The sequence below is a fragment of the Arcticibacter sp. genome, from assembly GCF_045629565.1.
GTDB lineage: Bacteria > Bacteroidota > Bacteroidia > Sphingobacteriales > Sphingobacteriaceae > Arcticibacter.
Map to the genome: position 1 here is coordinate 85,996 of NZ_JAZQRL010000101.1, position 12,829 is coordinate 98,824.

At 42.3% G+C, this 12,829-nt stretch carries 15 protein-coding genes; 11 read left to right on the forward strand and 4 right to left on the reverse strand.

The window, feature by feature from the left end; genetic code table 11:
• Position 1 precedes the first annotated feature (1 nt).
• The 5 genes from ACKI5J_RS13380 (at position 2) to ACKI5J_RS13400 (ending at position 4,155) form a co-directional block, all read left to right on the forward strand.
• Positions 2-1,411: a bifunctional UDP-3-O-[3-hydroxymyristoyl] N-acetylglucosamine deacetylase/3-hydroxyacyl-ACP dehydratase gene (locus ACKI5J_RS13380; protein WP_407429984.1), complete on the forward strand. Its 1,410-nt coding sequence runs from the start codon at positions 2-4 to the stop codon at positions 1,409-1,411.
• Positions 1,408-2,190: an acyl-ACP--UDP-N-acetylglucosamine O-acyltransferase gene (lpxA, locus tag ACKI5J_RS13385; protein WP_407429985.1), complete on the forward strand. Its 783-nt coding sequence runs from the start codon at positions 1,408-1,410 to the stop codon at positions 2,188-2,190. The genes ACKI5J_RS13380 and lpxA overlap by 4 nt, the downstream gene beginning before the upstream one ends.
• 25 nt (positions 2,191-2,215) lie before the next feature.
• The gene (locus ACKI5J_RS13390; protein ID WP_407429986.1) at positions 2,216-2,842 is read left to right on the forward strand and encodes an ATP-binding cassette domain-containing protein; all 627 of its coding nucleotides are present in this window, start codon (positions 2,216-2,218) and stop codon (positions 2,840-2,842) included.
• Positions 2,843-2,922: 80 nt separating this feature from the next.
• On the forward strand, positions 2,923-3,483 hold the full coding sequence (gene efp / locus ACKI5J_RS13395; RefSeq protein ID WP_407429987.1) for an elongation factor P: 561 nt from the start codon (positions 2,923-2,925) through the stop codon (positions 3,481-3,483).
• 57 nt (positions 3,484-3,540) lie between these two features.
• Entirely contained in the window at positions 3,541-4,155 is a 615-nt protein-coding gene (locus ACKI5J_RS13400) for a 5-formyltetrahydrofolate cyclo-ligase (RefSeq protein WP_407429988.1), read from the forward strand.
• On the opposite strand, the gene ACKI5J_RS13405 is transcribed toward ACKI5J_RS13400, so the two are convergent.
• From ACKI5J_RS13405 to ACKI5J_RS13415, 3 genes are read right to left on the reverse strand one after another with little or no spacing between them, the layout of a single operon-like run.
• The gene (locus ACKI5J_RS13405) at positions 4,109-4,879 is read right to left on the reverse strand and encodes an exodeoxyribonuclease III (RefSeq protein ID WP_407429989.1); all 771 of its coding nucleotides are present in this window, start codon (positions 4,877-4,879) and stop codon (positions 4,109-4,111) included. The genes ACKI5J_RS13400 and ACKI5J_RS13405 overlap by 47 nt on opposite strands.
• A 2-nt stretch (positions 4,880-4,881) precedes the next feature.
• A complete protein-coding gene (locus ACKI5J_RS13410) occupies positions 4,882-5,670 on the reverse strand; it encodes a peptidylprolyl isomerase (RefSeq protein ID WP_407429990.1) in 789 nt (262 codons plus the stop codon).
• Positions 5,670-6,005 (reverse strand): hypothetical protein, encoded by a 336-nt coding sequence (locus ACKI5J_RS13415; protein WP_407429991.1) that lies wholly within the window; start codon positions 6,003-6,005, stop codon positions 5,670-5,672. The genes ACKI5J_RS13410 and ACKI5J_RS13415 overlap by 1 nt, the downstream gene beginning before the upstream one ends.
• A gap of 337 nt (positions 6,006-6,342) precedes the next feature.
• Here ACKI5J_RS13415 and ACKI5J_RS13420 point away from each other — a divergent pair, with 337 nt between their 5' ends.
• The 6 genes from ACKI5J_RS13420 (at position 6,343) to ACKI5J_RS13445 (ending at position 11,860) form a co-directional block, all read left to right on the forward strand.
• The gene (locus tag ACKI5J_RS13420) at positions 6,343-7,746 is read left to right on the forward strand and encodes a tetratricopeptide repeat protein (protein ID WP_407429992.1); all 1,404 of its coding nucleotides are present in this window, start codon (positions 6,343-6,345) and stop codon (positions 7,744-7,746) included.
• Between the two features lie 76 nt (positions 7,747-7,822).
• Complete coding sequence (locus ACKI5J_RS13425; protein ID WP_407429993.1) at positions 7,823-8,590, forward strand: phosphosulfolactate synthase; 768 nt, start codon at positions 7,823-7,825, stop codon at positions 8,588-8,590.
• A 15-nt stretch (positions 8,591-8,605) separates the two neighbouring features.
• Entirely contained in the window at positions 8,606-9,385 is a 780-nt protein-coding gene (locus ACKI5J_RS13430; RefSeq protein WP_407429994.1) for a shikimate dehydrogenase family protein, read from the forward strand.
• A 1-nt stretch (position 9,386) separates the two neighbouring features.
• Positions 9,387-9,971: a gliding motility lipoprotein GldD gene (gene gldD / locus ACKI5J_RS13435; protein WP_407429995.1), complete on the forward strand. Its 585-nt coding sequence runs from the start codon at positions 9,387-9,389 to the stop codon at positions 9,969-9,971.
• A 19-nt stretch (positions 9,972-9,990) separates the two neighbouring features.
• The gene (locus tag ACKI5J_RS13440; RefSeq protein ID WP_407429996.1) at positions 9,991-10,629 is read left to right on the forward strand and encodes an MBL fold metallo-hydrolase; all 639 of its coding nucleotides are present in this window, start codon (positions 9,991-9,993) and stop codon (positions 10,627-10,629) included.
• Between the two features lie 4 nt (positions 10,630-10,633).
• The gene (locus ACKI5J_RS13445) at positions 10,634-11,860 is read left to right on the forward strand and encodes an FtsX-like permease family protein (RefSeq protein WP_407429997.1); all 1,227 of its coding nucleotides are present in this window, start codon (positions 10,634-10,636) and stop codon (positions 11,858-11,860) included.
• Here the strand turns inward: ACKI5J_RS13445 and rfaD are convergent.
• Positions 11,855-12,820: an ADP-glyceromanno-heptose 6-epimerase gene (gene rfaD / locus ACKI5J_RS13450; RefSeq protein ID WP_407429998.1), complete on the reverse strand. Its 966-nt coding sequence runs from the start codon at positions 12,818-12,820 to the stop codon at positions 11,855-11,857. The two genes, ACKI5J_RS13445 and rfaD, sit on opposite strands and share 6 nt — an antisense overlap.
• Positions 12,821-12,829 lie beyond the last annotated feature (9 nt).

The window sequence follows — 12,829 nt, forward strand, 5'->3', positions numbered from 1 at the left end:
CATGAACGTTAAACAAAGAACAATTAAGACCGCAGTTACTGTTTCCGGGACGGGATTGCACACTGGACAACCCGTAAACATGACTTTTAATCCTGCGCCTGAAAACCATGGATATAAATTCAGAAGGATTGACATTGATGGAAAACCTATCATTGATGCAGATGTAGATAATGTGACTGATACTTCCAGAGGCACAACGATCTCGCAAAACGGAGCGAGCGTAAGCACGGTTGAGCATGTCCTGGCAGCACTCGTAGGCCTTGAAGTTGATAATGTTTTAATTGATCTGGACGGACCAGAGACTCCGATCATGGATGGGAGTTCAATCCATTTTATCGATTCGCTGGAAGAAGCGGGATTTGTTGAACAGAGTGCTGAGCGGGAATATTATCATATACCTTATAATATACATTATACGGAACCCGACCGAAAGGTTGAAATGGTAGCGATGCCTGTTGATGACGATTACAGGTTAACTTGTATGATCGACTATAACTCACCGATCCTTGGAAGTCAGCATGCTGCTATCACCAGTATATCGGAATTTAAAAAAGAGATTAGTTCCAGCAGGACTTTTTGTTTCCTGCACGAGCTTGAGGCTCTTCTTGATCATAATCTGATCAAGGGCGGCGATTTGAACAATGCGATCGTTGTCGTTGATAAAGAAGTAAGTAAGGAAGAACTTAAGCATCTGGCTAAGTTATTCAACCGCGAAGATATCGACGTGGCCAGAGAAGGGATTTTGAACAACATTGAGCTGAGACACCAGAACGAGCCTGCCAGACATAAGCTGCTTGATATGATAGGAGACCTTGCGTTGGTTGGCGTTCCCTTAAGAGGTCACATCATGGCCGCAAGACCGGGACATGCTGCTAACATCGCGTTCGGCAAGAAGATAAAGGCTCAAATTAAAAAGGAGCGCAAAAAAGCTCAGTATAAGCCTTACGACCCGGGAGCAACACCTTTGTATGACACTGTTGAGATCATGAAAATTCTGCCACACAGACAGCCTATGCTGATGATTGACAGGATCATGGAATTGACTAAAACGTATGTTGTTGGGGTAAAGAATGTAACCATGAACGAGGATATCTTCAGAGGTCATTTCCCAGGCAGTCCGCTGTTTCCAGGTGTACTACAGATAGAAGCAATGGCTCAGACCGGAGGGATTCTTGTTCTTAGTACTGTTCCTGACCCTCAGAACTGGTTGACACTGTTCCTGAAGATCGAAAATGCCCGGTTCAAAGCACCGGTAACTCCAGGAGACGTGATCGTATTCAGATGCGATCTGATGAGTCCTATAAGACGGGGTATAGCGCAAATGAGGGGAGTAGGATTAGTGGGTGAGAAAGTTGTAGTAGAGGCCGAACTCATGGCACAGATTGTAAAAGTTAAAAACGAAGAAGAATGATCCAACCGTTAGCATATATACATCCCCAGGCAATAATTGCAGATAATGTTGTTATAGAACCATTTGTCACGATCCATAAGAATGTGGTCATTGGAGAAGGTACCTGGATAGGTCCGAACGTAACCATTATGGATGGCGCAAGAATCGGTAAAAACTGCCGCATTTTTCCCGGAGCCGTTATTTCTGCAATACCGCAGGACCTTAAATATAATGGGGAAGACACTACGGTTGAGATAGGAGATAATACAACCATCCGTGAATGTGTGACCATTAACAAAGGCACTAAGGACAAATGGAAGACCGTAATCGGAAAGAATTGTCTTATTCAGGCCTATTGTCACATCGCTCACGATTGCGTGGTAGGTGATAACTGCATCTTTTCAAACAGCACCACGCTGGCTGGTCACATTACTATAGGCGACTATGTTGTTCTTGCAGGTCTCGTCGCTATACATCAATTTTGTAAAGTGGGCTCACATGCCTTTATCACAGGCGGCTCGTTAGTTAGAAAAGACGTTCCTCCCTATGTAAAAGCCGCCAGAGAGCCGCTTTCATACGTAGGTATCAACTCTGTTGGATTGCGCAGAAGGGGGTATTCTTCTGAACAGATAAATGAAATACAGGATATTTACAGAACGCTGTTCGTGAAAAAGTACAATATCGCTTCGGCTCTCGACATTATCGAAGCAGAGCACCAGCCGACAGAAATCAGAGACGAAATATTAGACTTCATCCGGAATTCAAACCGCGGGATAATGAAAGGTTTCACCGGAGCGTAATGCCAAAAAAGCCGGTCTTATTATAATGGACGTTAAACTGGATAATATTGGCCGGCGCTTTAACCGTGAATGGATATTCGAAGGAATTGATTACACATTCAAAACTGGCAGCTCTTATGCTATACTTGGACATAATGGGTCAGGTAAGTCTACCCTTTTACAGGTAATTGCAGGAAGCTTAAGTCCGTCTTCCGGGACGATTGCATACCTGCAGGGCGATAAAACGATTGATATGGACACTGTTTATCAAAGCGTTGCAGTCGCGGCCCCGTATCTGGAATTGATTGAGGAATTCAGTCTTCGCGAACTGCTCGACTTCCATTTTCGTTTTAAGCGTCCGTTGAATCAGTTAACGACGAAGCAAATCATAGCCTTGCTGGGTCTTGAGAAATCGGCGTCAAAGCCTTTAAAGTATTTTTCATCTGGAATGAAGCAGCGCACCAAGCTTGCCCTCGCGTTATGTTCGGATACATCACTTACTCTCCTTGACGAACCGGCATCGAATCTGGATCTTGCTGGCATTGCGTGGTACAAAGACATGGTTGCCCAATTCGGTGGAGACCGAACCCTTATTGTATGTTCTAATCAGGATTTCGAATACGACTTCTGTAGTCACCAATTGCAGCTTACCGACTATAAAAAAATCCAGTAAACCAATCTTCTTTCCAATCGTACTGCAGGTATTTGTAATTTCTGAAAATCTATATCTTTGTCGCTTAACAAAAGACTACTATGGCAAAGGCTTCTGATATCAAAAATGGCAATATTTTACGCTTCAATGGTGAACTGATTGCAGTGGAGGAACTGATTCACCGGACACCTGGAAATTTACGTGCATTTTACCAGGCCAGAATGAGGAATGTTAAAACCGGAAAGTTAGTGGAGTATCGCTTCCGTACAGACGAAGAGGTCGAAATATGCCGCGTTGAGACTAGTAATTATCAATATCTCTATTCTGACGGCGACTTCTTCGTTGTGATGGATAATAACACTTTCGAACAACATAACATCCCCAAAGTCCTATTTGGCGATGCTGCTAAATTCCTCAAAGAGGGGATGAACGTCATCGTAGCCTTTGAAAGTGATGAACCTATCATGGGCCAGGCACCCACCAGTGTAGAATTGGAGATCACCTATACCGAGCCAGCCGTCAAGGGCGACACATCGACTAATGCATTGAAATATGCAACCGTCGAAACAGGTGTTGAAATCAAGGTTCCTCTTTTCATCAATCAAGGAGAGAAGGTTAGAGTTGATACACGGACCGGGGAGTACATTGAACGTGTTAAGTAAGGAATTCGCATGTAAAAACAAGGGCTTTACGATGTAAGGCTCTTTTTGTTTGTAGGTATGGAAGATAAGAAAGCGCTTAGAAGCGCCTACATAAAGAAGCGGAAGGAACTCCATCCGGAGGAGCTTGAAGTACTCAGTGAGCGGATCGCAGCTAATTTTTTTTCTCTTTCCCTGGGACATGTTCGTTACTTACATATCTATTATCCTATCCCCGGCAAGCAAGAGATAGACAGCTTATTCATCGGCGAGCGTATAAGGCGTGATTTTAAGCCAATAAAACTCGTACTACCTAAAAGCGATCTACGTTCTTGTACGCTGAAGCATATCCTCTGGGAGGATTCTACACCTTTGGCGATGAATGCCTGGGGAATAACAGAACCTCTCTCCGGAGAGGAGGTTTCTGCCGAGACATTAGACCTTATCATCATCCCCCTACTCGCCTGCGACTCGGAGGGCAACCGGCTCGGCTATGGCAAAGGGTTTTATGACCGGTTTCTGGCTACCTGTCGTCAGGATGCATTGAAAGTGGGACTCTCTTATTTTGAGCCTCAGGGAGAGGTCATTCCGCATGAGAATCACGATATACCACTGGACCTGTGCGTTACGCCGGAAAGGATACACTACTTTAAACCTCCAGCTCAACGAGAACGGGGCAATGATCGGAGTGGGTAGCCATGTTTAAAATGGATGAATGCCGAAGAGCTCCTCTAAGACCCTCGCTAACAAGATTGTAGTCGATGCGCCATCCCAGGTTCTTAGCGCGTGCACCGGACCTGAAACTCCACCAGGTATAATGATGTGGATCCTCATTGAAATGCCTGAATGAATCGATAAATCCAGAATTGATGAAGTTCTCCATCCACTCCCTCTCTGCCGGCAGAAATCCTGATGACTTAGCATTTGACTTGGGGTTATGTATATCGATGGGCCTGTGGCAAATATTGTAATCTCCCGATATTATCAGGTTTGGATGATCTTGCTTGATTTTATTTATGTAAATCTGGAAATCGTCAAGAAAACGATATTTGAAGGCCTGTCTCAAGTCACCACTGGAACCTGATGGAAAGTAGGAGCTCATTACCGAAAAGCCGTCGAAGTCCGCACGAAGAATTCTACCTTCAAAGTCGTAATCACATTCCCCGCACCCATACTCGACATGTTTCGGACTAATCCTGGTTAATATAGCAGTTCCGCTATAACCCTTCTTCTGAGCAGGATACCAGTAATGTTCGTAGCCTAACGCCTCAACTGCTGTAAGGATAGACGAAAGCTGATCTGGAGAAGCTTTAATTTCTTGCAAGCAAACGATGTCGGGGCTGGAAGCATACAGCCAGTCAACCCAGTTTTTGTTAACAGCCGACCGAATGCCATTAACATTATATGTGATGAGTTTCATTCTTATTTCATGATCAGCTTGTTTCGGAAAGCATCTTGTTTCAGTTGCTTCTCAAGCTTTTTTACGTCTCTTTTTTTCAAAATAGTGACCTGCATGGAGATGTTCTCGAGAGGCCGGTCGTTCTGATCTCTGGGAGCACCAGCGACTGCATCAACCATCTCATAGCCTCTGACAACTTCACCGAAAACGGTATAGTTTTGATCGAGGAAGGGCGCCCCCCCTATTGTTTTATATATGATCCTATGTTTTTGCGGGAGCTTTCTGCCTTTCAAGCGAATGGTTTCTACCCGATCAAGCTCGTCATCCGTATAGGTCTTTCCCTGGACAATATAGAACTGTGAACCGCTGGATGCTTTAGCCGGATTATCGTCTCTTGCAGCAGCCAGTGCTCCCTTTTTATGAAAAAGGCTATCATTAAATTCCGCTGGGATTGTATAATCCGGACCTCCATTACCAAGCATTTGGCCTGGAGCAGCATTTCTTGAATCAGGATCTCCGCCCTGAATCATGAACGAGGGTATGACCCGATGGAAAAGTGTACCGTTAAAGTAGCCGCTTTTGCTCAATTTAAGGAAGTTATCCCGGTGGAGCGGCGTCTCATTATACAGCCTAACAATTGCTTCACCTTTTTCGGTTTTAATGCTCACGTATTTGGCTTTTGAACTGCTGCCAAAGAGCTTTTCAATTATGTCAATTCCGGCATGGTCACCACCGGAACTAGTATTAGCTCCGGAAGCGACAGAAGAACTAAGTATTGCTGATACAATAGCGATAAAAAAAAAGTGCTTCATTATTGATCAAAATAGTTAACGATGAGTGACTTTAATAGCATATCCTGCTCAAGGAGCGTATACCGTGGAATTTCTTTAACCAACTTCCAGTGTGGCCATCCATCCTGATCGAGCCCCTCCAGTTCGTAAAAGCCAAGCTCACTGAAAAGCCTGCAATTTGCAATATGCATTAATTCCTCCTTTTGTCTTTTAGAAAACTTTCTAGGTCCCTTACCCAGCTCCTGTACGCCGATAAGAAAAAGCATAACTTTAATATCAGGTTTCTCGGTATCAAAGTCAGAAGCAATTCTTTCCTGCAGTTCCGCCCATTTTTTATTTACCTCAGCAGGTTTCATGATAATTATCGAATTAGATACGAAGCAAACATAATAAAGTTGAAGCCATCAAACGTGCGTTGTACAGATAAAACATGTACGAATTAAACAATATTGCAATAAGATTATGTTATTGAAATTTAACAACCGATCGTACACATTGAGCAGGAAGATTTTATCCACAGGATAATGCTTTACTTCATTGTTTATTAATGTTTTATTGAAATTAAGCAATCGTTGTGGATAAGTCAGTCTCTGCTTTCTTCATTTAGTTTCGTTATTTTAAACATAACAAGGCAGTGTAGATCATAAATTATACTTTAAGTTGATTGCAGACGTTCTTTAAACATAGATATTTATGGAAGAAGATTTTGAATTTGAATTCTCTGAGGATCCTAAGTTTTCAGTAGAGCGTTATGAAGAGATGATCAGGAATGAAGATCAGCTTTTTTTCGACTCAAGGGCGTTTGAAAATATCATCCAATATTATATTTCACATAATGACCCGATAAAAGCGTTGCAGGTTGTGGAATATGCAATAAATCAACACCCCTTCGCAGCGGTGTTTTTGCTGAAGCAGTGCCAACTGTACATGGCTACAAATGAGCCTGAAAAAGCTTTTAGGGCGCTTGAAAAAGCGGAAATACTGGAACCATCAGATCCTGACATCTACTTGCTGAGAGGAAATATTTATGAATCTCAGGATCGCCATCATGAGGCACTCGAGAATTATGAAAAAGCCTGTGCCCTCGCTGAAAGTACCGATGAAATTTTGCTTCAGATCGCTCTGGTTTACCAGAATCTCAACGATTATGAAAGTGCCATCGTAAATCTCAAGCTGGCTCTCGAGCAGAATATGGAAAATCAGGATGCACTTTATGAACTTGCGTTTTGTTATGATGTAACCAACCGGCAGGATGAGTGCATAGACTTTTATAAACAGTATATCGATAACGACCCATACTCCTATCCTGCCTGGTATAATCTAGGCAATGCTTATCATAAGCTGGGCCTTTACGAAAAAGCCGTTGATGCCTATGATTATTCGATATTGATCAAAGAAGATTTCTCCTCTGCTTATTATAACAAGGGAAATTCTCTGATTCACCTGGAAAAACACGAAGAGGCTATAGAAGTTTTCAAGCAGTCTTTGAGTTATGAGCAACCGAATGCAGACACGTTGTGTTCCCTTGGTGAGTGTTATGAGAAACTTGAACAGATGGAAGAAGCCAGGTCTTACTATAAGAAGGCAGTGAAGATAAATCCTGACCTTGGAGATGCCTGGTATGGAATAGGCGTGACTCTTGATGCGGAGGGCAGGATCTTTGAATCCCTTCACTATTTTAAGAAGGCACGCGACTCCGACGACTCATTTCCTGACTATTGGTTTGGGATTGCTGACGCCAATTACAAGCTTGGCAATCTTGAGGCATCGGAACAGGCATATCAAAAAGTTGTTGAACTCGATCCTCTTGATCCTGATGCATGGTTAGATTTCTCCTCTGTTTTGTATGAATTAAACGATCTGGAACGGGCTACTGAGACTATTCTCGAGGGTATTAAAAATAATCCTGATGCTGCTGAATTGTATTACAGGATGGTAGCTTACATATTAGCCACCGGTAAATTTAATGAGGCACTGGAAGCACTGGAAACAGCTCTGAAGATTGACCCGACAAAACATGAAATATTGTTTGAGTACTTGCCTCAGTTACAGTCGAATAAAGTAATAATTGAAATAATCAATAAGTACTTAATTTAGCCGTTTTAAACATAATTTTATATTAATCCAATACCTTTAACCTCAGTATTGGATTTTTTTTTGAGATTTGTAGCGTATGTTAAATTTTAGTTTAAAGAACGTTCCGCTTAGAACTCTTAAGCCGCGTGATCATGGTTTGACCATGGTTATGGATAAAGGCTTAAGCATAAGGGAGATTGAAAACTTACTGGAAGTAGCTGGCCCCCATATAGATATCGTCAAATTAGGATGGACAACTTCTTATGTTACTCCGAATCTGGATACGAAACTAAAGGTCTATCAGGACGCAGGGATTCCCGTATATTTCGGAGGCACACTCTTTGAAGCGTTCGTAATAAGGAATCAGTTTGAGGATTATCAGCGAGTGCTGGATAAGTATGGGATGAACTATGCTGAAGTTTCGGACGGCTCGATAGAGATCCCTCATGACGAGAAATGTAACTATATACGCAAGCTGAGTGAGCAAGTGACAGTTATATCTGAAGTTGGGTCAAAAGATGCACAGAAGATATTTGCCCCTTACAAATGGATCAAACTTATGAAGGCTGAACTGGAAGCGGGATCTTGGAAACTGATTGCGGAGTCGCGTGAAGGAGGAAATGTGGGCATTTACCGAGAATCCGGAGAGGTTAGAGAAGGTTTGATTGACGAGATCCTGACCGAAATACCAAAAGACAAAATCATTTGGGAAGCACCTCAAAAGGATCAGCAAGTGTGGTTTATAAAGCTTATAGGTGCTAACGTTAATCTTGGGAACATCGCGCCTGCGGAGGTTATTCCATTGGAGACTATCCGTTTGGGGCTAAGAGGTGATACATTCAATCACTTTTTGAATTCTTTATAATTACAAGGGATACATATGAAAAGATTTGGGTTGATAGGGTATCCCCTGGGGCATTCGTTTTCCAAGCTTTACTTCACCAAAAAATTTGAAGAAGAAGGCCTTAAGGACCACGTATACGAGCTCTATCCGATAGAGCAATTAAGTGATTTCGAAAATCTTATTAATTCTAACCAGGATCTCTGCGGATTAAACGTAACTATTCCACACAAGATAGGCATCATGTTTTATCTTGATAAAGTGGATGCCGATGCCAAGGCTATTGATGCTGTGAATTGTATCAAAGTAATAAAAAGCAGACCACTTGAATCTTTCTTTACAGGTGAAGTTTCGTCGATGAAGATGCGACTGGAGGGTTATAATACAGATTGCTATGGCTTCGAACTGTCACTAAAGCCGCTTTTACGAAAACATCATACAAAAGCCCTGGTTCTCGGCAGTGGCGGCTCGTCCAGAGCTGTAACGTATGTACTGGGGAAGCTGGGCATCGATTATCAGATCGTTTCCAGAAAGAGATCCAGAAAACAGATACTTTATTCGGATATCACTGCTGAATTACTTGCGGAATATACGTTGATCGTTAATACCACACCTGTAGGCATGGCGCCTAATGTCGACTCTTTTCCGGATATTCCCTACGAGCATCTGACAGACAGGCACCTGCTGTACGATTTGGTTTACAACCCGCCTGAAACGATGTTTTTGAAGAAAGGGCAAGAACAGGGTGCCGTAACCAAGAATGGAGAAGAAATGCTCCATTTGCAGGCCGAAAGGTCGTGGGAAATATGGAATAGCTGATATGAAATTAAGGGTCATCACTTACCTTAGTCTTGCTGTGGCGATATTGCTAAGTGTCTCTTGTAACGAAACCTACGCACCCAAGCCGAGAGGGTTCTTTCGGATAGACCTTCCAGAGAAATCCTACCAGCGATATAATGGCCCTTGTCCGTTTTCTTTCGAATATCCCTCATACGCAGTAATAAGTCCTGACAGCTCTGCTAACAAACAGCGGTGCTGGCAAAACATCGATCTTCCTCAATTCAACGCTACCATTCATCTTAGCTATCATCCGATAAATTCTGAAAAGACATTGAATGAGCTGTCTGAAGATTCGCGAACCTTTGCGTTCAAACATACCTCTAAGGCCACGTCTATTAATGAGGCGCGGATATATAACCCTAGGGAGCAAAAATTCGGAGTCTATTATACCATAGAAGGAAATACAGCCTCGTTTGCACAATTTTATTTAACTGATAGTACGCGACACTATCTGAGGGCCGCATTGTATTTTAACGAAGAACCTCGGGCCGATTCTATTCAACCGGTTTTATCCTTCATAAAGAAGGATATCGATGTATTGATTAAATCATTCCATTGGAAGTAATCAACTAAGAATATAAATTATGATACAAGTCAAATACTTCGTTTGTAATCCTTTCCAGGAAAACACTTATCTTTTATATGATGAGACCGGGGAGTGCGTTATCATTGACCCCGGCATGTACACTGGCGCCGAGCAAAATATGATCACTCAGTTTATATCAGAAAATAAGCTAACACCTAGGCATTTACTTAATACGCATTGTCATATAGACCATGTTCTAGGTAACAAGTTTATATTTGACACTTATGGCTTACTGCCTCAATTTCACGAGGGGGAATTACCCGTTATTACATCTGTTCCGGCTTATTCAGCAGCCATGGGTATACAGTATGAGGTATCTCCCCTGCCTGCCAACTTTCTAGGCGAATCAGGATCGTTGGGTTTCGGAAACAGTACCCTGGATATAGTATTCGCACCCGGCCATTCGCCTGCGCATATCTGTTTTTATAGTGGAGAGGACGGCTTCCTGATCGGTGGAGATGTTTTATTTTATAGAAGCATCGGACGCACAGACTTGCCGGGAGGTAACCATAATCAACTTTTAACAAGTATAAGAGAAAATATCTTCAAACTGCCAGACACCTGCACCGTATATCCGGGACATGGTCCGGAGACAACGATCGGCTTTGAGAAGCAGTATAATCCCTTTCTAAGCTAATGAAATGAATACGCCTTACTTTATCGCAAAGCGCTACCTTTTCTCGAAGAAGTCGGTTAATGCCATTAACTTCATCTCCGGAATATCCATGCTGGGCGTGTTCGTCGGTAGCGCAGCACTGGTAATTATCCTATCTGTCTTCAACGGATTTGAGAATGTTGTTCTTTCCATGTACAACACATTCACACCTGAAATCATTATAGAGCCTGCTAAAGGCAAGAGTTTTGATCCAAAGACTCAAATTTTCCTTTCTTTAAAAAAAGACGATCGGATCTATAACTATACGGAAGTTCTTCAGGAAAAAGCGTTGTTAAGGTACGGAGACAGGCAGCATATTGCGTTGGTAAAGGGAGTAAGTGACGACTTTCTTAAGCGGAAGCAACTAGACAGTACCTTGCTGGAAGGCTCTTTCACTCTCCGCGAAGGGAAAACAAATTATGCTGTAGTTGGATCTCTTGTGCAGCTATATCTTACGCTGAACATTCATAATGATTTTGAGCCATTAAATATTTATTCGCCACGTAAAGGTGCCGGAAACTCCATAAATCCAGCGGACGAGATTACGTTGAAATCAGTCCAACCGTCGGGCGTCTTCCAGATTCAACCGCAGTTTGATGAAACAGTGATCGTTTCTCTTGACTTTGTAAGGGAATTACTGGAAGAAGAAACGAATATTTCGGCGATAGAGCTCTATTTGCAACCAGGCGTATCTATTGAAAATTTTCAAAAGGAGATCTCAGACAAACTGGGGGAAGGCTATATTGTGAAGAACAGGATTCAGCAAAACGAGCTTCTCTACAAAATCCTGAACTCTGAAAAATGGGCGATATTCGTTATTCTTACCTTTGTATTAATTATTGCGGTTTTTAATATCGTTGGCTCGCTAACCATGCTTGTTATCGACAAGAAAAAAGATATCGTGATATTAAATAGTATAGGAGCAAGCAACTCGCTGATTCAACAGATATTTTTCATGGAAGGTATGATGATCTCGCTGATAGGCTGTATATCTGGCATGGCTGCCGGACTCGCTTTTTGTCTGGCACAGCAGCATTATGGATTTATCACCATGGCAGATGTTAGCTTTGAATCAGATGCCTATCCCATAGGCCTCAAATTAACAGATTTTATTTTGGTCTTCCTGACTGTCACAGTGATTTCTGTGATAACTTCTGGAATTTCATCACGGCTAAGCGTTAAAACACTTAGCCAGATGAAAGAACAATTATAAGTAGCTACCGGAAACGAGATAGTTCGTCACGTAATCAGTAACTCCTTCCTCTAAAGTATGAAAGGGTTTGGTGTATCCTATCGACCGAAGCTTGTTCATGTTTGCCTCTGTAAAGTATTGATATTTATCCCGTATATCTTCAGGTGTAGGTATAAAAGTAATCTGTGGCTCCCTTCCAAGCGCTCTGAAGGTATTATTCGCCAGATCAAGGAACGTTCTGGCCTCCCCGGAACCGAGGTTATAAATCCCAGAGTCTTTCCGATGATGCATGAAGAAGTATAAAACCTCTGTAACGTCTTTCACATAGACAAAATCACGCATTTGTTCGCCGTCTTTGAAACGGGCATTATGAGATTGAAACAACTTCATTCCGCCAGTTTCCTTTATCTGATTAAAGGTATGAAAAACGACAGAGGCCATTCTTTTTTTATGGTATTCGTTGGGACCATAAACGTTGAAGAATTTAAGACCTGTCCAAAAGTAAGGGCTTCGATCTTGTTGCAGTGCCCATATATCAAATTCATTCTTCGACTCTCCATACGGATTTAGAGGCTTCAGATCAGGTAGCGCAGATTCCTCATCATCATACCCCTTTTCACCAAGCCCATATGTTGCTGCGGAAGACGCATATACGAGTGGAAGACCAAACTCAACACAGGCGTTCCAAACCTTTTTGGAATATTCGAGATTAAGCTCATCAAGCAGCGCACGGTCAAACTCGGTGGTATCTGTTCTCGCTCCAAGATGAAATATGAACTGAATATGAAGATGGTTTTGATGGATCCAATCGAAAAAAATATTCCGGTCTACAAGCTGGGAATACCGCTTATCCTCGAAATTTTTATTCTGTTCAGGTCTTGAAAAGTCATCTACTAAAACAAGATCATAGAAACCTTCACTGTTTAGCTTTTGAATAAGGCAGCTGCCTATAAAGCCTGCTGCTCCTGTAATTACTATCATTATGGGGAA

Bases quoted from the DNA above. Each gene is read 5' to 3' on its own strand.
- ACKI5J_RS13380 (WP_407429984.1), top strand. From the start codon at position 2: ATGAACGTTAAACAAAGAACAATTAAGACCGCAGTTACTGTTTCCGGG.
- lpxA (WP_407429985.1), top strand. From the start codon at position 1,408: ATGATCCAACCGTTAGCATATATACATCCCCAGGCAATAATTGCAGAT.
- ACKI5J_RS13390 (WP_407429986.1), top strand. From the start codon at position 2,216: ATGGACGTTAAACTGGATAATATTGGCCGGCGCTTTAACCGTGAATGG.
- efp (WP_407429987.1), top strand. From the start codon at position 2,923: ATGGCAAAGGCTTCTGATATCAAAAATGGCAATATTTTACGCTTCAAT.
- ACKI5J_RS13400 (WP_407429988.1), top strand. From the start codon at position 3,541: ATGGAAGATAAGAAAGCGCTTAGAAGCGCCTACATAAAGAAGCGGAAG.
- ACKI5J_RS13405 (WP_407429989.1), bottom strand. From the start codon at position 4,879: ATGAAACTCATCACATATAATGTTAATGGCATTCGGTCGGCTGTTAAC.
- ACKI5J_RS13410 (WP_407429990.1), bottom strand. From the start codon at position 5,670: ATGAAGCACTTTTTTTTTATCGCTATTGTATCAGCAATACTTAGTTCT.
- ACKI5J_RS13415 (WP_407429991.1), bottom strand. From the start codon at position 6,005: ATGAAACCTGCTGAGGTAAATAAAAAATGGGCGGAACTGCAGGAAAGA.
- ACKI5J_RS13420 (WP_407429992.1), top strand. From the start codon at position 6,343: ATGGAAGAAGATTTTGAATTTGAATTCTCTGAGGATCCTAAGTTTTCA.
- ACKI5J_RS13425 (WP_407429993.1), top strand. From the start codon at position 7,823: ATGTTAAATTTTAGTTTAAAGAACGTTCCGCTTAGAACTCTTAAGCCG.
- ACKI5J_RS13430 (WP_407429994.1), top strand. From the start codon at position 8,606: ATGAAAAGATTTGGGTTGATAGGGTATCCCCTGGGGCATTCGTTTTCC.
- gldD (WP_407429995.1), top strand. From the start codon at position 9,387: ATGAAATTAAGGGTCATCACTTACCTTAGTCTTGCTGTGGCGATATTG.
- ACKI5J_RS13440 (WP_407429996.1), top strand. From the start codon at position 9,991: ATGATACAAGTCAAATACTTCGTTTGTAATCCTTTCCAGGAAAACACT.
- ACKI5J_RS13445 (WP_407429997.1), top strand. From the start codon at position 10,634: ATGAATACGCCTTACTTTATCGCAAAGCGCTACCTTTTCTCGAAGAAG.
- rfaD (WP_407429998.1), bottom strand. From the start codon at position 12,820: ATGATAGTAATTACAGGAGCAGCAGGCTTTATAGGCAGCTGCCTTATT.